This is a genomic window from Paenibacillus sp. TAF43_2 (assembly GCF_052113545.1).
Lineage (GTDB): Bacteria > Bacillota > Bacilli > Paenibacillales > Paenibacillaceae > Pristimantibacillus.
Genome location: NZ_JBFRDK010000003.1, coordinates 1 through 19616, shown reverse-complemented (window position 1 = coordinate 19616; position 19616 = coordinate 1). Strand labels below are relative to the sequence as shown.

Here is a 19616-nt window from a genome sequence, read left to right as displayed (position 1 = left end):
GTATATATTATACCACATTCACAAAAATTATTAAGCCTGAAGACAAGTCTCCAGGCTTAAGATTATTATTTACTATTTTCTAGCTTCCAATATAATCCCATTGGAATTGTACCTTTAGCAACTTCAACTGAATACACATTCGAATCATCTACCAATTTTTCTAAAACTTCTTTACTTGCCACACCTTGTAATTGTATATAGCCTTTAAATTCATAACTTGTATCACTTTCTATTGCATCAAACACTGAATCAGACAGTAGTACTTGACCAATAGTTACACGTTCACTATTTGAGTTAATACCTCTTCCATACAATAATACACTCGAAATATCATCTAAATATTCTTTGACTTCTTCACTTGATAAAGGTCTGTTAAAAGTAATAATAAACTCTGAAAGTTCATTACCCTTAAGTTCTCTTATATTGTCATTCACCTCAGCTGCGAATTCATCCAATTGTATCTTGTTTTCGATAGCTGTATACTCTGGATTCTCTATCAAAGTTTTACTCTCAATTTGAGTTGTGTTCGTTTGAATTGAGTCAGTAGCTAAGGTAGTCGTTGTTGCTGTCCAACTTCCACTTGTAATGTCTGATGGGATATGAAAACCAGCTAATGAATCAAATGTATTACTTACTGTATTTAGTTCACATTGCCCAATCAAACATTCTGCAGTTGTAGGTTCTCTACTTTGAGATGAGTATGCTATTAAATATGGTTCTGTAGAAACATTATAAGAGCTAATATATTGCCATTCAGTACTTAATTGATATAATGGGCGAATGTGGGAAACATATGCTGAATTTGCTGTATTTGTTTGCGAGAAAGATGATTCATACAGAGGCTCCTTAAGTGTCGGATTGTGTACTATTTCTCTGTCTTTTTCGTTTTTCCTTTTATTAGAAGATTTACCTAACCTAAAAAAAGAAGTGCACTGGCATCTCAGGCCCGCACACTTCTATTTTTAGATAATGGCTATCTTTCTTATTGCTTTCCTTCGCTTCTTGCAAGCTCCTTGCGTACAATTGGGGCGACCTTGGTGCCGAGCAGTTCAATAGCTCGCAGTACCTCGCGGTGCGGCATCGTACCTACATTCACATGCAGGAAGAATCGAGTAACGCCTAAATTTTTGCGCAGCAAAAGAATCTTCTCTGCAACATATTCAGAATCACCCACATATAAAGCGCCTCGAAGGCTGCGGGCAGAGTCATAAGCTGCACGACTGTAATGCTGCCCCCAGCCGCGTTCACGTCCAATGACATTCATTTGAGCCTGAGTTGGCGGGAAAAATAAATCGGCTGCTTGCTCCGTTGTTTCACCAACAAAGCCGTGTGAATGAGTGGCGATTTGCAGCTTGCTGGGATCATGGCCAGCTTTTGCAGCAGCTTCTTTGTAAAGATCGACCAGCGGTGCAAAATTTTCAGGCATCCCGCCAATAATAGCGAAGGCGATAGGAAGGCCGAGCAGACCTGCGCGAATCGCAGATTGCGCGTTGCCGCCGCTTGCGATCCAAACGGGAAGCGGGCTCTGAACTGGCCGCGGGTATACAGGTAGATTATGAATAGCAGGATGATGTCCACCGCGCCAATTGACCTTTTCGGAATCTCTGATAGCAAGAAGCAGCTCTAGCTTCTCTTCAAACAATTCATCATAATCTTCTAAGCTGTACCCAAATAGCGGGAAGGATTCAATAAATGATCCCCGTCCTGCCATAATTTCGGCTCTGCCGTTCGAGAGGCCATCGAGTGTGGAAAACTGTTGAAATACACGAACCGGGTCGTCTGAGGACAGAACGGTAACAGCGCTGGTGAGTCTAATGTTTTTGGTCATCGGAGCTGCTGCTGCCAGTACAACCGCAGGCGCAGTGCCCGCGTAATCAGCACGGTGATGCTCTCCAATACCATAAACATCTAGTCCAACTTGATCTGCGAGCACAATCTCCTCAACCGCGTTGCGCAGACGTTCAGCATGGCTCATGATTACTCCTGTCACCGGGTCCGGTGTCGTTTCCAAAAAAGTACTAATTCCAATTTCCATGTTTGCTGCCAAATCGGCCATAAGCATACGCCTCCTTTATTACCTATAGTTTACTCAATTTTTTATGGTTTCTCAAATTTAGTAAGCAGATAATTTCGGTTCATTACTTCTCTAACGAATCGTAATATGCTTATTAGGCAGAAAACGGCATCTTATAAATTTTAACGAATCTGATTAACGTTATGGCATGCTGTAGGAGAGGTTAGGTGCTGTTTTTCTCAAAATAGCGACGCTGGAGTTCGTTACAAATTCAAATCATTCCAAATGGCTTAAATAAGAGCTGCTGGGTTCGTTAGAGATAAATCCAATACAAATTCCGGGCAAAGGAGCGCCTTGTTAACAGCGATTCACTCAGGCATGCATTTTATCTAAGCCTCCATAAACATAACAAGGGCTGTTCCAAATGTAGATTTCTACTTTTGGGACAGCTTTTATAAGCTATTGGATAATCGGAACGGTATTCGGAGTAAATCGTGGCTTTGCCCGTAAATGGTTTATTTTGAATACAATAATTTTACTGATTTTCATTAATTGCAGCGCTTGTCTTGCCATTAGTCGATGCAGGAAGATATGATGAAATAAATAACAAGTCTACGAACAGCGAGGGGTAAATAAAATGGTAGTTGACCACAAGCTATGGAAACCTGAAGTATTGGCGTATCTTGAACGAATAGGCTATAACGGCCCGATCGACAACAGTTTGGCAACACTTACGGAGCTCCAGAACTGCCATGTACATACCGTACCCTACGAAAACTTAGATATTATAAATCGGGTACCGCTATCATTGGAAATTCCCGACCTGTTCAATAAAATCGTTACTAAGCATCGCGGTGGCTATTGCTTTGAGTTGAATGCACTGTTTGGTTGGTTGCTAGCCGAGCTCGGCTTTAACGTGACGAACTATTTTGCTAGGTTCTGGCGTGATGAAACACAGACACCGCCAAAACGCAGGCATCATATTTTACAGGTAGTAGCTGAAGGAAAGCCGTATCTATGCGATGTGGGAGTAGGCGGTATTGCACCGCGAAACCCGATTCTATTGGCTGAAAATGTCGTCTATGAGCAAAAGGAAGAAGCGTATCAGCTGGAGCGGGATGCCTTTTTTGGCTGGGTGCTGCTGGAGAGGAAGAAGGGGGAATGGAGCCGCCTTTATACCTTTACCGAGGAACCGCAGTTGCCGCAGGATTTCATTATGACCTCCTACTGGTGTGAGCATGCACAAGATTCGATATTTGTGAGCACGCCGATGGCGGCCATTCGGACAGCTGAAGGAAGAAATACGATTGCAGGCGAAGAGTTTCGTATATTTACGGGTTTGGGCGTTCAGGTAGTCACACCTTCTACACAAGAGGAATATGCGGAAGCATTACGTAAATATTTTGGAATTGTCATATCCGTATAGCATGCTAAGCAATCGGATCATCTTTTATATCTCTATCATACTAGCGGGCTGTCTCAAAAGTAGATTAATCTACGGTTGGGACAGCCCATTTTTTACGTACATGCTGACCGATTGTTGTCATATGACAAAAAAATGACAACTCTCACTATATAAAAGGGATAATTTGGATTATACTGTTTATAGGTAATTAGTATCATGTAAATGGTAGAAATGCTAAAGGTAAATAGATAATAGGAATTATTTTTGAGGTGAAAACAATGGCTGAGTATATCATGTTTCGAGAGATTTGGACGCCTTTCCGATTGGTGGGCATTCGACTGTTTAAGGATGAACATACTAAATATTGGTATAAAATTGGGAGCAATCATCGAAAACGGATGTTTAAGTGAATGTAACGAGCAGACTTTCCATCGGATGGTCTGTTTTTTTATTCCGAGCACGAGCGTGGTATTCATAGTAGAAGAGCCAATGCTATAATGAAGTTAAATTTCTTCTGGGCTTCCTTTAATTGATTACCTTTGTTTAATTAATGAATTCTTTCCATATCTAGCAACTGGGGAGTGCGGCTTCTTGATTGAGATATCAGGTTATCAAATGATCGATGAAATAGGCAGTTATGATGATATAAACCTATATAGAATGATTCGCCAAGCGGATAACATTCCTGTTATCGCCAAAACCACATGTGATATCTATCCAGGACCGAACGTGGTTGCTGCATTTCAGCATGAGTATGAGCTGCTCGTTAAGCTCGGCGGACGAGGAACGTTAGAAGCATATAGTCTGGAAATGTTAGCAGACAGACCTGTTCTGATTTTGCTGGATATCGGAGGCAGTACACTGGATCGGGTATTGCGCACGCGCGATAACCCTTTTATGCATGAAGCGTTGCTGGCCATCGCAGTATCGGCAGCAGATAGCCTGATGCAAATACATCGTGAAAAAATAATACTCAATGAAATAACCCCCTTTCATCTCATCGCTAATCCCGATACCTATGAAGTGAAGTTTATTGATATTCGAATGTGTTCAACTGAACTTAACAAGAGTCCGCTTCCATTAACAACAGGCAGGCCTGACTTCATTTTGTCCTATATCTCCCCAGAACAGACGGGCAGAACGGGAATGATCCCCGATTACCGCTCTGATTTCTATTCGCTCGGCGTCACCTTATACGAATGGATGTCGGGAAGCCTTCCTTTTGAATCACAAGATGTAATGGATGTTATATATCGGCATATTGCCAGCACGCCTGAACCTCTGCATAAGAGGTATTCCTCTATACCCGAGATGGTATCTGCTATTGTAAGCAAGTGTATGGAGAAGATGCCTGATGCGCGGTATATCAGTGCATTCGGGTTGAAGTCGGACTTGGAAGAATGTCTGAATCAATTCCAGTTATCAGGAGAAGTAGAAGCCTTTGCACTGGCAAGCCGTGATATTTCAGATCTTTGGAGGACTTCAAACCAGTATTACGGCAGACGCTCCGAGCAGCAATGCTTGCAAGATGCACTGCAGCGAGCGTCGTTAAGCGCTGCGGAGGTTATCTGGGTTAGCGGCAACGGAGGAATAGGAAAAACGTCCTTTGTGAATGAAACGCTTAGAAAATCGATGCCGCTTGAAGTTTATTTTGTTACGGGCAAATTCAATCCGCAGCAAACGGCAAAACCCTACGACGTATGGATTCAAGCCATTGATGAATTGGTTAGCCTAATGCTCATGGAGAGCAAGCTGCAGGCAGAGGTTTGGAAGCTGCGCATAATAGATGCCTTAAATGGGTATGGACAGCTGTTGATTGAATTGGTTCCAAAGCTGGAGCTGCTGATTGGAGAGCAGCCAGCGGTGCTTTCATTGCCGCCAGTGGAAGCGCAGCGCCGTTTTCACCTTATTTTGAGCCGTTTTATTCATCTCTTCCTTCACCGGGACTGCCCGTTGGTTTTGTTCTTTGATGATCTTCAATGGGCGGATGAAGAATCGCTTCAGTATCTTGCTTATCTTCTAGAGGATAGGGACATCAATCATTTACTCGTCATCTTGGCTTATCGGGATGGAGAAATTACGCCTCTGCATCCGCTAAGCCGTTTGGAGAATCATTTTGAAGAGCACAACACAAAGAACAGCCGTATTCATCTAGAGGCTTTGGAAGCCGCTGATTTAACCAGCCTTCTAAGCGACACCATGGGCTGCGAAGCTGCTGAAACAGATGAGCTGGCTGCTGTATTGCTCCATAAGACGGAAGGCAATCCTTTTTTTCTAAAGCAATTTATTCAGGATTTGGTTGATGATGAGCAAGTTATGTTTGATGAATCGAACAGGCGCTGGCAGTGGGATTTGCAGCTTATTGCTGAAAGGAACGTTCCGGCCAATACGGCTGATTATATATCGGGTAAGATGAAGCTTTTCCCGGATCAAATGGTTTATGTGCTAGGGCGGGCAGCTGTTCTTGGCACCAGCTTTGATGTAGATATGCTTGTTTCCATTACGAATCTACCCCTGCAGGAGCTGGAAGAAGTGCTGGAGAAAGCCGAGCGTGAACAATTATTGCAGCCAGTTAAGCTCGGGAACGGACAAATTTATCAATTTCAGCATGATCGCATTCAGCAGGCTGCCTATCATCTTGTATCCGAGGATGAGCTTCCCGCACTGCATTGGAGAATCGGATCGCTGCTTGCGGACCGTGTTGCATTCACTGAAGATGCAAATGTATTCGAAGCTGTCAATCATTTCAATCAGGCATGGAAACAAATAGAACGTCTAGAGCAGAAGCTTGAACTCGCCGAGCTGAACTTAAAGGCGGCCTTGAAGGCCAAACAATCGACCGCATATGAGACATCACTAGGCTATTTGCGTCATGCTGCTGCCCTTATCGAAGAGGAATGTTGGAAAAACAGCTACTCGCTTGCCTTCCGAATATTCAGAGAACGCGCCGAGGCGGAATATTTATGCGGTCATTTTGCGAAAGCACATGATTTATTTAATTTGTTGATCAGCAAAGCGGAAACTAATTTAGATAAAGCGCTCGTTTGGACTATGAATATTCAATTAGAGGCAACGAATGACAATTACGACGAGGTCCTTTCTTTGGGCCGTCAAACGTTGGAGCTATTGGATATTCACCCTCGTTTTGAGCCAAGCACATTCGAATTGACTGTGCAGTGGTTAAAGCTCAGAAGCAAAATTAAGAAACATTCGATAGCATCGCTGCAGCAACTGCCGCCAATGACAGATGAAGTACGGAAAGCGGCTATGACCGCGATGGTCTATACGAGCAATGCCAGTTTTTTTGTAAATCAAAAAGGCTGGCTTGCTACTACTTTTACCATGGTCGAAATGACACTAGATTACGGCATGGCCCCGGGGTCATCAATCGGTTTTGTCGGTTATGCCATGTTCCTGAATTTTCAATTTCGGCATTATAAAGAGGCATTCGAATGGGGGATGCTCGCCTGTGAATTATCGAAGCCGTACCCTATACTGCATGTTAAGACGCTTACTTCATTCACCCTTTGTTACGACAGCTGGCGCAAATTTGATCCGATGATGCTGAAGACCTTTACTGAGCATGCTGGGAAAGTTGGACTGGAATCTGGAGATCTGTGGCACAGCAATCAAAGTGTATTAATTAATTGTGCAACTCTGCTGCAATATGGTCATCCGCTTAGTGATATTTATAACCGGTTAATTGCGCATTCAGGCGATTTTTTGCGCCATAATAATACGCTTCATTGGAAGCAAGCTGTTCTGCTTTCCGCTCTCCTTGTACGTTTAACGGGATATCGCGCGCCGAATGATCCATTTATGGAAACGGATATCTTTAGCGAGGATTTTGCCGGGTCGGTGCACGGAGATCAATTTAATACGATTCAAGAGCTGGTTTGCACGCTTCATTATTTGCCTGGCTACTTTTTTGGCCAGTATCAGGAAGCAAATGAAGCTTTGAAGAGAGCAGCCGCAATTATTTCTGCGCGTAATGATAACTATGAGAGCACCGTACAATACTTTTATGAATCGTTAGTGCTGGCACAGCTTTATGAGGATGTTTCCGTACAGGAGCAAAAAGAATTTTTGACAACTATTAAGAAGCATATGAAAAGAATGAAAGTGCTCACTACGCGTTGCCCAGAAAACTATAAGCATAAATATTTGCTCATTAAAGCTGAAATGGCGCGGATTACACGAAAGAGCCGTCAAGCGGAGGAGCTGTTTGAGCAGTCGATTGAGGCAGCGCGTGCYTATGGATATATACATGATCTTGCAATAGCAGCGGAATGTCTTGCAAAATTTGCCCTTCGTCAAGGCAGGCAGCAGCTCGCGAAAATCTATATGACGGAAGCGTATGAAGCATATATTGAATGGGGGGCGGCTGCGAAAGCGGCTGATCTGGAACAAAAATATGGGCATCTGCTCCACATCAGACGGGAGTCGGGCCTTGAAAGTGTTGATTATCTCTCAGCAGTCATGTCCGCGCAAGCATTATCGGGCGAAATGGAAATGAATCGTTTGCTCGACACGCTGATGCGTATCATGCTTCATAATGCTGGCGCGGAATATGGCGTACTTATTTTTGGTCACGAAGACAATTGGGTTGTTGAGGCTTATGGAACAGCAGAGGAGCTTCACATTGAAACCGTGCCCCTTGCGGAGGAATCGGAAATCGCCTCAGCGGCTATTATTGGCTATGCAGCACGAACGAAAGAGGAAGTTGTCCTGCATGATGCAGCTCATGAAGGGATGTTCGTCCGAATTCCGTATGTTAAAAATAATGGATTAAAGTCGGTTCTATGTCTGCCGATCATGCATCAGAATAAGCTGATTTGCTTGCTCTATATGGAGAATAAGCTATCGACGAGCGTCTTCACACCGCAGCGGCTTGATGTTCTGAAGCTGCTCGGCTCCCAGTGCGCCATTTCCATAGAAAACGCTAAGCTTTATTCGGGGATACAATATCTCAAAAATAACTTAGAGGCGCAAGTTGTCGAGCGGACTCGCAGTCTTGAGAGATCGATGCAAGAGACGTCTGCTGCGCTTGCCGAAGCTTCTGTTTATGAGGAACGGAGCCGCATTGCCCATGATATTCATGATATTGTCGGCCATTCACTTACCTCGACGATCCTTCAGATTGAAGCTGGAAAGCGACTGCTGCACAAGGACCTGGAGGGCGGCATACAGCGGTTGAAAGAAGCGCAGGATCTAGCAAGGCATAGCCTGAATGAGATCCGCGGTTCTGTCCATATGTTGAAAGAGGACAAGTTCGCTGACCTCGGACAAATGCTGAACCGGCTCATTCAAGATACAGAGCGCAATATGGAAGTGAAAGTTCATGCAGCGATTCAGCCTTTGCCGAAGCTGTCGACAGCGCATAAGAAGGCGATCTATCATGCGCTCCAAGAAGGCTTAACCAATGGCATCCGACATGGGGGGAGCAAGGAATTCCGCTTTAGTTTGCAAACCGTAGGAACCTATTTGCAGTTCAGGCTCGAAGATTGCGGAATAGGAGCCCCTGGAATTGCGCTTGGATTTGGGTTAAAGGCGATGAAAGAGCGAGTGGAACAGCTGGGCGGAAGCCTCTCTATTGAATCATGGCCAAATCAAGGCTGTCTGTTAAAAATCGATTTGCCCTACAAGATACGTTTGAATGGAGAGAGGGAATGAATAAGATAACGATAGTAATTGCCGACGATCAGATGCTGACACGGGAAGGGCTTCGAACCATATTGGACTTGGAAGATGATTTCGAGATCGTTGGCGTAGCTAAAAATGGGGAAGAGGCGTGTGAAATGGCAGAGACGCTTCAGCCACACCTTATGCTGCTGGATATTCAAATGCCGATTATGGATGGAATCACCGCTTTAAAACGAATTAAGCAGAGCTCGCCCAACATTTTTATTTTGTTTTTAACGACATTCATAGACGCGGATTATATTGTAGAGGGCATGGCGCATGGGGCAAGCGGCTATATGCTGAAGGATATGGACATCGATAAAATGATTGCCGCGATTCGTGATACGATATCCGGGCAGTTCATTCTTCCAGCCGCGGTTGCAGCCAAACTGGCTGAGAGGATGAACAGGTTTACAGAGGATCACGAGCAATGGCAAAAAACGAGCCAGCGTCACATCCAGCTGACAGATCGCGAGAAAAAGTTGGCACAGCTTATTATACGCGGACTGAACAATCGAGAAATTGCTGATGCGTTGTTCATAGCCGAAGGTACAGCACGCAACTACATCAGCAATCTCTATAGCAAACTGGAAGTTGTTGATCGCGCACAGGCGATTATTCGCCTGCAAGGCTTGATTTAATTCATGGCTTTAAGTGATGCCCGTATCCGCTGGGACAAGTCTTTTTTGCATGCGCTGCTCATTCAGCAGCTCCATCATCCATGTTTCAATTTCCTTCGTATGCTGCGTGGCATAGGCTGGACTAGCAAGGTTGCGAGCTTCTAGCGGATCTTCGGTTAAGTTGTACAGCTCAAATTCCTCTGGAGCCGGCTCCGTTTTCACTTGTGTCACCCACAGCGGGTACTGTTCGCCTTTTACAGGATCAGCTTGCAAAAAGGTTACATCCTGTACGCCTGGTTGGCTCCAAAATTGCACGTTGTCATAGTAACGGGAAAATTTCCATAATTGTTTCTTTCCATCGGTAATAATCGTCATGAGGACAGACTCAATATGGTTAGGCTGAACAACGGATGAATAGGGCTCCCCAAGTGGATTGACTTGGTGCTGGCCGCGTGTCACGTCGTCATCGGTCATGAAGTATACAGGACTATCGACGGTTACGGCCGGTTTTTGTTCCAAAATGATAGGAGTGAGGTCGCGCCCAACAAAAGGGCGGGCTTCGCTGAATCTCTTTTGCAAGCAGCATTGAATGGTATGGATGTCCACATTCGCAAGTCCAAGCATAGTAGGCAGCAAATCAACATGGCTTGTAAGGGTATCCACATTTTTATTACGCGGAAATAGATGTTTATTATGAATAAGGAAAGGCACATGCAGAAACTCTTCATAGGCACAGTACCATTTCTGATGAAGATTTCCGTGAGATCCGAGCAAATCACCATGGTCTGAGGTGAAAATAACGATCGTATTGTCATAAAATGATGAGCGAGCAAGCGCCTCGTATACTTTTAACATTTGCTGATCGGCATTTTTTTGCAGCTGGTAATAAAGCTGACGGTAAAATGGATTGTCGATGATCGGCTGCAGCGCCTTTGGGTAGGTATCGCGATAGCTTGCTTGGCAGCGTGGTTTCGTAAGCAGCGATTCATTCATCGTTGGCGGCGGGGAAACGGATGGTACCGTAGGCTCCACTTCGAAACGGAAGGCGGGCAAATGCGCGGTGAGCGCACCGTACAAAACAATATCATGCGGGTTAACGAAGGAAGCAATGACTAACCATGGCTTGGCATTTTTATCATTGCTTTTTTGACGATCAAGGTTTTCAAGCAGCATCACAGTTTCCTCACCATAAACCACATCGCGTCCACTTATTCCAAAACCTGCAGAGGAGGCGGAATTACGCGGATTTTTTCCATTTGGCTCCGGACCAATCCAGTCAGAGAAGCCGAAGTCATCTAGGCGATTAGCTTGGTAATATAAGTCGGTTTGCTCTCTGTCAGGTACGCCTGTCAAAGGATCAAAGCTTGGTATGCTGTTGTGGGTGCCAGGGACGATAATATCTGCATTGGTTATATGCCATTTCCCTTTGTAGTGCGTCTGATAGCCGGCTTCGCGGAAATAGTCGCCCATCGTAGGAACGGTGTTTTTATCCAGCCAATGCACATCGGAATCGAAAGACTCTTTGGCGATTCCAACCGTTTGGCTGACGCCGTGGAGCGATGGGTAATGTCCGGTAAACAAGGTTGCCCGGCTTGGGCAGCATGCGGAGCTCCCGATGTAGTGCCTATGGAACTCCATAGAGTTTTCTTTCAACAGCTCCTGTGCGATTAGATTTTTTTTGCGCCATTTTTTTATTTCGGCGTTCTCATATACAGGGGGATAACGTTCCTCATCCACCAGAATGACAAGGAAATTAGGCTTATCGAGCTTTCGGGAAGCTTGCTGATTACGTTTCATGGCAACACATCCTTGGCTAAGACTTCACTTTAAATTATGCTGCAAAGCTTAGAAACAGTAATTTTCTACCGTTAGATGCGTAAGCATATGCGAAAAAGAAACAAGCTCACCTCATCAAGGAGGTGAGCTTGTTTTCTTTTTTAAAGGCTTTACTTCTCTGCTTTCCATTCAGCGATTTGCTGTTTGTATTGTACAAGAAGCTCGTTCAGTGATTGCTTAATAGCAGCAGCATCTTCAGCTTGAACCGCTTGCGCCAGCTTAATCTCTGCTCTAATAAACGCCATGTCAGCGCTGTCGGCTTCGCTAATAGTCGCCTCAGTCATTTGAACCGCCGTACCTGTATTCTTATCAAGCTGAACGACATCAGCTGGTGCAATATTTAATTTAGTGGAATCTGAGATTTTTACTGCAGAAGCTTTCAATGACAAAGTTGTGCTATTCTCCAATTTCTCCGATTTAGAGATAGAAATCGTTTCCTTGCCAGCTGAAATTGCTGGTATTGCTTCGACAGATGAAATGAGATTTTTCATCGTGCTGCCGATCGTTTTCTCATATTGGTCTAATGTATCCTGCCAGTCAGCGAGTGTGTCAGGCGCATACTTTTTGGCTAAGTCGAGCGGATTAGTAAAGCTGTTAACCACAGCTACGCCAGTTGTTGCATCTGCGGAGATGGAAGTGCTTGCTGTTACGTTTTGCAGCATTGAGAATTTTTCAGGTGCTGGCGCTTTAGACGCTGCATTCGAGATGGCAGGGCCTGCAACAGCGGACATCAATAAAGCAGATGAAAGGACAACTCTGGAAATAATCAACTTATGGTTCATGGTTTCACGCTCCTAATGGGTTTGTCTTACTCGTCTTACTCTACAAGAAGGCTGTGTCAGAACATTGGTGTATTTGTGGAAAAACGATGGCACGACCCCATTGCGATTGTGGGCTTGGTATACTTATAGAAGAAATGTTCAGGGGGTTAGTGAAGGTGAACAGCAATTATCGCATCGCCGTTGTGGATGATGACTTTCATATACGTAATTTAGTCGAGATTTATTTGCAGAAGGAAAATTACCAGACAATCGGTTTGGAAAATGCAGAGGACGCATGGGAGCTGTGGCAAACCAATCCTCCGGATCTGTGGGTGCTCGATATTATGCTGCCGGGAATGGATGGCTATGAGCTATGCAGGCGAATTCGGAATGAGGCAGAAGTGCCCATTATTATGATTTCAGCCAAAGATACAGAGGTTGATAAAATATTAGGCTTGGAGCTTGGGAGCGACGATTATTTAGTTAAGCCGTTTAGTCCTCGCGAGCTGATGGCGCGCATAAAGCGGCAGCTCCAACGCTGGTATAAAATTAACCAAGCCGAAGAAAACACGGCGAATGCTGCAACGCCATTGTCGCGGCTGGAGCTCGGTGAGCTTCAATTGATGCTGGAGGAAAGGCGTGTATTCTGGCAAGGCGAGGAAGTGGACATGACGAGCAAGGAATTCACGATGCTCAAGGTGTTTATTGAGCAGCCGAACCGTGCTTTTGCTAGAGCTGATCTGCTCACACTCGTCTGGGGCGACGATTATTTCGGCAGCGATCGTGCAGTCGATCATCTTATTAAACGAATACGAAAAAAAATAGAGCATTTACCGATAGAGTCGGTATGGGGTCATGGCTATCGAATGAGAACGGATCGGGGTGTGTATTAATATGAGGCTCGTTCATCAGATTAATCTCGCATTTGGCATCGCGCTTGTGCTTGTTTTATCGATCACTGCGCTTTTAATTCACTATGTGTTATTAGATCATTTTATGGTTGCGCAAAAGGAAGAACTGAAGATGGCAAGCGCAACGCTGTCCGCTACTATGAAGACGGAAATGGTGACCCAATCAGCGAAAGATAGCCAGGTGACACTTTCCGCCAGTGCATTGTCAATTAACCCATCCATTGAAGCCGTCGTGACGGATGCCCAAGGAAATATTATGAAAGAGGTATTGCCGATGCAATCTTTGCAGGCCGGTAAAGCATCGAGCACGGAGACAGCAGCCATTACGAGCGTTGGTAAGGTAGTAGACGGGACGGATAAAGGGTTTCTTGTTGAAGTGAACGCCATTCCGCAGGGTACCTTGACGCTCTTTACGCCGGTCAGCAAAATCAAAGAAATTGAACAGGCGCTGCTGAAACGTTTGCTTCTTGTATTCGGTTTGGGCGGAATGCTTATGCTGGTGCTCAGCCATTTGATCACGAGGAAGCTAATCAAGCCGCTCATGAGATTAAAGGAAGAATTGACAAAGGTGAAGAGCCGCCAGTTTTCCGAGGTGAAGCGCGTAAAGGCAGGGGGGGAGATTGGTTCTGTTGCACAGGTCGTTTTTGAAATGGCTGACGAGCTTAATCGCTTTAACCGTGCGCAAAAGCAGTTTTTCCAAAATGCTTCACATGAGCTGAAATCACCTTTAATGTCCATTGCGGGTTATGCGGAAGGCATTAGAGACGGAGTGTTTGAAGGTGAAGGTGTTTATAAAGGCTTGGACATTATTTTAAGCGAAAGTGACAGGCTGAAAAATTTGGTTACCGAAATGACGTTGTTAGCGAAGCTGGACAGCGAGGAGGATATTTATCAGCCCTCGTTGGTGTGTTTAAAGGATTTGCTCGCTGAGACGATTGAACGTGTAAACCCTATGCTCGTCAAAAAAGGAATTACACTGCATCCAAGCAATGATGAGCATGAACAGCTGATTGTACGAGCAGACCAAGACAAGCTTCTTCAAGCGATGCTTAATGTTGTGACAAACGCGATTCGACATGCGGATAAAAATATTTATATTCATGCTTCGGCTAAGAAAGGCCGCATAGAAATATCGGTGTCCGATGATGGCGGCGGCATTCCGGATGAGCTTCTTCCTTATTTATTTCATCGTTTTGTGAAAGGCAAGGACGGAGAGTCCGGCCTCGGCCTTGCCATATCGCGAGCGATTGTGGAACGATGCGGGGGACTCATTACTGCCGATAACCGCAAGGGCGGCGGTGCTATATTTTATCTTGGATTTCCAATAGCCGCATGAGTAGGAGCAAGCCATAAGGAAGAAGCCTTCAAAACCACAATAGGAGTGGGATTGAGGGCTTCTTTTTATATCCAGTAAGGCACGCGGAGTATCTTTTAGTCGCTTTTTGTCGATCCTTGGAATGACTATTTTAAATCCATAGACAGAAACGAGATAGGATGATTCCTTGTGTTTTCATACATGAAATTTTTTAGAGGGAACCGAAAATCAAAATATCGGATACCGACGAATAGTGCCTCATCTCTTCAAGATCCTCCCATTAGCAAAAATATGTCAACTAATATTATTTACCTCAAACAGCTGTTCACGTTAACGCCAGATTTAATCATAAGGCAGATCCAAACGAATCAAGATGATAATTCTGCGACTCTTGTTTATTTGGAGGGGTTAGTCAATAAGGAATACATTCACAATAATATTTTACATGCTTTAATTAACGGCGACTCTGGCCAATATTTCCGCTTGCCTGAAGTCAGTGTAGGAACGATCCGGAACGAATCAACCTGGAATCAAATCGAAAATGCCATTTTGCAAGGGGATAGTGTGCTCTTTGTTGAGGGGCAATCCCAGGCTTACGTTTATGATACGAAGGGCTGGCCGCAAAGACCGGTTGATGATTCTCGTATCGAAGCTTCGCTGCGAGGAGCCCATCAGAGCTTTGTTGAAACGGGGAGCCAAAATATAGCCTTGATTCGCAGATATATTCCAAACCGTGAATTGAAAATCAAAGAGCTAATCATAGGACAACGCGGAAAATTAAAGGTTTCAATTTTATATCTAGCTGACGTGGCTGATCCAGAGATTCTTAAGGAGCTCGAACAGAGGATCAATCATATTGATATTGACGCCATCATGAATACGGGAGAGCTGGCAGAATTTATCGAAGATAATCCCTTTTCACCATTTCCTCAAGTTATTTTGACCGAAAAACCCGATACAACAGCATCACATATTCTACAAGGAAGATTTGCAGTTGTTGTGGATCGTTCCCCTACTGTGATGATTGCTCCTGTAAACTTCATTGCCTTTTTTCAGAGTGTTGATGATTACAATAGCCGCTGGCTGATAGCTTCTTTTATTCGTCTTTTGCGTTTTTTTGCTCTATTTATCGCTTTATTCTTGCCATCTGCCTATATCGCGTTCATCTCGTTCAATTACGAGGTCATTCCCGTTCAGTTCGTTCTATCGATTGCGGAGACTAGATCTCGGGTTCCTTTTCCGCCGATAATAGAAGCTATTTTGATGGAAATCATGCTCGAAATGATGAGAGAAGCGGGAATTCGGCTGCCTGCGATGATTGGTCAAACGATTGGTATCGTAGGCGGCATCATTATTGGACAAGCGGCAGTTCAGGCAGGAATCGTGAGCAACATTATGGTTATTGTCGTTTCTTCTACCGCGATCGCCTCTTTCATTATCCCGAACTATGATATGGGGGCTTCCATACGCCTTCTAAGATTTCCAATCATGATTTTGGCTTCGATGTTTGGCATAGTAGGCATCGTCATTGGTGCGAGCGCATTAGTTGCCCATTTCGTTTCTATGGAATCGTTGGGAACGCCCTATGGGAGCCCTTTAGCTCCGTTTAGATATTCTGAAATGAAGGATGTTTTTGTTCGTTTTCCGATATGGAGCATGCTTAAGCGCCCTAAGAGCACGATGTCGTTACAAACCACTAGACAGAAAAAATATCGGAGTGGTGAAGATTCTTGAGCAAATATAAACGAAACCAAATTACGATCATGCAGTTTATTTTTATTATTCATGGGAGCCAAGTGGGAACAGGCGTATTCTCCCTGCCAAGGACGCTTGCAGAAAAGGCAGGAACGGACGGGTGGATATCCTTGCTCATTGGATACTGCGTAAACCTGATAGCCAGTATTACAATCATAAAGATTTTTGAAAAATACCCGGAGGATACTTTGCCAGACTTGTTAATGCGACTCTTTGGCAAATTTGCAGGGAAGGTAATGAGCATTCCTATTATTGCTTATTTCGCCTTTTTTGCATGGACGATACTGTCAGTCACGATGTTATTTATTAAACAGTGGTTTTTGCAAATGACTCCGGATTATATTGTGATGGTTTTACTCATTATTCCTGGTTTTTTTATAGTTGGAAAAGGGCTGCATGCGTTGGGACGCTACGCGGAGCTTGTTTTTTATATGACGTTTTGGATGTTTTTTCTATTGCTTATCCCTATGGGAGACAGCAACTGGATTCACCTGCTTCCCATTATCAAGGAAGGCTGGATGCCTATTTTCAATGGAGTTAAAGCAACCACGTTCTCCTTTCTCGGTTTTGAAATCGTTTTTTTGATATATCCTTTTTTGCAAAAAAAGCATTTGGCTGTTCGCGGAATTGTCATAGCTAATTCCATTACTCTATTTATCTATCTGGGCGTTACCTTTATATGCTTCGCCTACTTTAGTCCGGACGGCATAACCGAATATAATGAGCCGCTATTTAATTTATTGAAAATGATCGAGCTGCACTTTTTGGAGCGCTTTGACATGGTATTTCTGGCTCTTTATTTGTTTGTCATTTCCACCGCTTGGCTTCCTTATATGTACGGAGTGGTCTTTAGTACAAACCATCTGCTCGGGACAAAAAAACCAACGCCTATCGTCATAACCTTGTTTGTTTCGATCGTGATTTGCACCCTTTTTCTCCACCCTTCATGGAATCAAACGGGGAATTGGGTGCTTTTCATCAGCACTGTAGGAATTGGGTTCGCTTATGTGTTTCCTATTCTGCTTTACCTCTATGTAAGCATATATAATCGGTTTAAGCGGAGTGATAGCCTGTGAAAGTCGTTTACTTTGTTTTTCTGCTGATATCGCTTTCCGTTCTTTCGGGCTGTGTGGATCGGATTAACATTGAGGATATATCTCTTAGCTTGATGTTGGGAATCGATCTAGATAAGGATGGAAATCTCGTTGTTTCCTCCTCTAGCCCTGTTTTCTATAAAGAAGCGAAGGATAAGGAAGAGAATACGATGGTTAAATCCATTACGATTAGAGAGTCTAGAGATCAATTGGATTCATCAATAACGGCATTATCGAGGCGAGGCAAGATTCAAGTATTTCTTATCGGCAAACGTGTATTTCAGCATAAGGATTGGTTTAATATTTTGGACACGATGTATCGCGATGGGAAAAATACAACGATGTCTCGAGTCGTCTTGGTAGACGGACCCGTTTCAGAAATTGCGATGTTCACGCCTAAGGATAAGCCGCGTCTTCCGATGTATTTATTGAAACTGATTGAGACGACGAACAATCAAAATCTTACAGTGAAAACGACGCTTCAAGAGCTTCATCGTCAATTTACGGAAAAAGGGATAACTCCGAGCATGACCGAGATGAAAAAAGATAATCTCATAAGAGTAACAGGTACAGCGCTCTTGGATCATTCAGGAAAATACAAATTAACGCTGGATAGGAATCAGTCAAAACTTCTGAAAATTTTGCAGGATGAAACAGGCGGCGTATTTTCATTTACGCTCAGCCTTCCTCAGCAGCCAAACGAGGGAATGGCTCAGGAAAATAAAATAAGTTTTTTTCCTACCATAATTCAAGTAAGAACAAAAACCGATTACAAGAACGATCAATTTAAATTTGATATTGAAGCGAGGATGGGGATTAACCTCACAGAACGTTTATTTGTTTTTGATGTTCAGAAGAATGCACCCGAATTACAAAAACAAATCGAGGAAGAGCTTCAGAAGCAAGTGGATCAGATGGTCAAGAAATTACAAAAGGCCAAAATCGACCCCATTGGACTCGGCTTATATGCTAGAGCTTTTAAATACCAGCAATGGAAAAAGGTTAAGGACCATTGGGGAGAAGCGTTCTCAGAGGCGGAAGTAAATGTGAAGTTTAAAATTACGATTCAGGGAATGGGTTCGAATAGGTAATATCGTTTTTTTCTGATTCGATAAAAAGCCGCAACCATAAGAAGGTTGTGGCTTTTTGTTGCAAATTGAATAAATACCCACATTATATTCAGCATAGCTATGTGCTCATGTATAATAAACAGGTTAAATGAAAAATATGGCTTTTAAACTATAGATAAGCTAGGTGATCATATGGCGGTTCTGACCATCAATGAGTTAGAGAGATATACCGAAAATGTACTCGTATTTCCAGCCTTTCATATTGAAATTGCACGTCATGAGGTGGTCGCGCTTTATTCGAGCATGAATGTCCGAAATACGTTATTAGCGATGCTGATAGGAGAACTGCCGATTTCCAGCGGGGAAATTAAGTTGAATGATCTGTCATTTGCAAATAACAGGAAAGGATTTCTTAGTCAGATAGGTCTTCTGCTGTTGGAAGAAGGCTCTTATGAACGGTTGACTGTCAAAGAAAACTTTAGCTTCTTTAAACAAATATACGGTTCAAGCCTATCCATCGATGAAGCTGTCCGAATCGTCAATCTTGATCTGAAAGCCAATAAGCGCCTAACGAAGCTGAGCCTGTCAGAGAAAAGACGGGTTCAGTTTGCACGCTTATTGTTTCRAGATCCTGCTCTTTTCATATTTGAGGAGCCGGATCAGAACGTAGATATCGAAACGAGGATTGTTTTTCATAAAATAGTTCGTACACTCGGGGAAAGCGGCAAAGCGATTCTCGTACTCACGGGGAATATGGAAACAGCGCTTAGTGTGACAAGCCGGGTCTATCGACTGGATGAGAAGGGACTCAAAGCTTTTGATGTTCAAGATACAGAAGAGGAACCGAAATTAGTATCGACAGAAGATGCGGATAAAAAGGAAGAATCTATGCCTTCGCATGCAGCAAGTGATGAGGACCTTGAAGATGATGAACCTATAGTTCAGCACGTCAGATTTGAGAAAATTCCGACTCGAATGAATGACAAAATTATATTGTTCAATCCTCCGGAAATTGATTATATCGAAAGCAGTGAAGGACAAACGAATCTCTATATTAAAGGGGAGATGTATCCAACATCCTTCATAATTAACGAGCTGGAAGAAAGACTGCAGACATATGGCTTCTTCCGTTGCCATCGTTCTTACATTACAT

General features: G+C 43.8%; 13 protein-coding genes. 9 read left to right on the top strand and 4 right to left on the bottom strand.

Going from position 1 to position 19616, the window contains the following annotated elements:
• Window positions 1-65: 65 nt before the first annotated feature.
• Together AB4Z17_RS01310 and AB4Z17_RS01305 are read right to left on the bottom strand one after the other, a co-directional pair.
• Entirely contained in the window at window positions 66-662 is a 597-nt protein-coding gene (locus AB4Z17_RS01310; protein ID WP_441957653.1) for a hypothetical protein, read from the bottom strand.
• Window positions 663-982: 320 nt separating this feature from the next.
• Window positions 983-2035: an LLM class flavin-dependent oxidoreductase gene (locus AB4Z17_RS01305; protein ID WP_441957770.1), complete on the bottom strand. Its 1053-nt coding sequence runs from the start codon at window positions 2033-2035 to the stop codon at window positions 983-985.
• 616 nt (window positions 2036-2651) lie between these two features.
• On the opposite strand from AB4Z17_RS01305, the gene AB4Z17_RS01300 reads away from it, so the two are divergent.
• The 3 genes from AB4Z17_RS01300 (at window position 2652) to AB4Z17_RS01290 (ending at window position 9742) form a co-directional block, all read left to right on the top strand.
• Window positions 2652-3440, top strand: a complete 789-nt coding sequence (locus AB4Z17_RS01300; protein WP_441912420.1) for an arylamine N-acetyltransferase family protein — start codon at window positions 2652-2654, stop codon at window positions 3438-3440.
• 570 nt (window positions 3441-4010) lie between these two features.
• The gene (locus AB4Z17_RS01295) at window positions 4011-9092 is read left to right on the top strand and encodes an AAA family ATPase (RefSeq protein ID WP_441957652.1); all 5082 of its coding nucleotides are present in this window, start codon (window positions 4011-4013) and stop codon (window positions 9090-9092) included.
• Window positions 9089-9742 carry a response regulator gene (locus tag AB4Z17_RS01290; RefSeq protein ID WP_441912418.1) on the top strand — a complete coding sequence of 218 codons (654 nt, stop codon included), beginning with the start codon at window positions 9089-9091 and terminating at the stop codon, window positions 9740-9742. The genes AB4Z17_RS01295 and AB4Z17_RS01290 overlap by 4 nt, the downstream gene beginning before the upstream one ends.
• A gap of 9 nt (window positions 9743-9751) precedes the next feature.
• Here the strand turns inward: AB4Z17_RS01290 and AB4Z17_RS01285 are convergent, their stop codons facing one another.
• Both AB4Z17_RS01285 and AB4Z17_RS01280 read right to left on the bottom strand, forming a co-directional pair.
• Window positions 9752-11518 carry a sulfatase-like hydrolase/transferase gene (locus AB4Z17_RS01285; RefSeq protein WP_441957650.1) on the bottom strand — a complete coding sequence of 589 codons (1767 nt, stop codon included), beginning with the start codon at window positions 11516-11518 and terminating at the stop codon, window positions 9752-9754.
• A 149-nt stretch (window positions 11519-11667) separates the two neighbouring features.
• Window positions 11668-12339: a hypothetical protein gene (locus AB4Z17_RS01280; protein WP_441957648.1), complete on the bottom strand. Its 672-nt coding sequence runs from the start codon at window positions 12337-12339 to the stop codon at window positions 11668-11670.
• A 155-nt stretch (window positions 12340-12494) separates the two neighbouring features.
• Here AB4Z17_RS01280 and AB4Z17_RS01275 point away from each other — a divergent pair, with 155 nt between their 5' ends.
• The 6 genes from AB4Z17_RS01275 to AB4Z17_RS01250 form a co-directional block, all read left to right on the top strand.
• Window positions 12495-13211, top strand: coding sequence for a response regulator transcription factor (locus AB4Z17_RS01275; protein WP_339206184.1), 717 nt, complete (start codon window positions 12495-12497; stop codon window positions 13209-13211).
• A 1-nt stretch (window position 13212) separates the two neighbouring features.
• The gene (locus AB4Z17_RS01270) at window positions 13213-14565 is read left to right on the top strand and encodes a sensor histidine kinase (protein ID WP_441957646.1); all 1353 of its coding nucleotides are present in this window, start codon (window positions 13213-13215) and stop codon (window positions 14563-14565) included.
• Window positions 14566-14745: 180 nt separating this feature from the next.
• Complete coding sequence (locus AB4Z17_RS01265) at window positions 14746-16278, top strand: spore germination protein (RefSeq protein ID WP_441957645.1); 1533 nt, start codon at window positions 14746-14748, stop codon at window positions 16276-16278.
• Window positions 16275-17375, top strand: a complete 1101-nt coding sequence (locus AB4Z17_RS01260) for a GerAB/ArcD/ProY family transporter (RefSeq protein ID WP_441957643.1) — start codon at window positions 16275-16277, stop codon at window positions 17373-17375. The genes AB4Z17_RS01265 and AB4Z17_RS01260 overlap by 4 nt, the downstream gene beginning before the upstream one ends.
• A complete protein-coding gene (locus tag AB4Z17_RS01255) occupies window positions 17372-18484 on the top strand; it encodes a Ger(x)C family spore germination protein (RefSeq protein WP_441912412.1) in 1113 nt (370 codons plus the stop codon). The genes AB4Z17_RS01260 and AB4Z17_RS01255 overlap by 4 nt, the downstream gene beginning before the upstream one ends.
• 171 nt (window positions 18485-18655) lie before the next feature.
• On the top strand, window positions 18656-19616 hold a 961-nt coding region (locus AB4Z17_RS01250; RefSeq protein WP_441957641.1), incomplete at its 3' end, for a LytTR family transcriptional regulator DNA-binding domain-containing protein.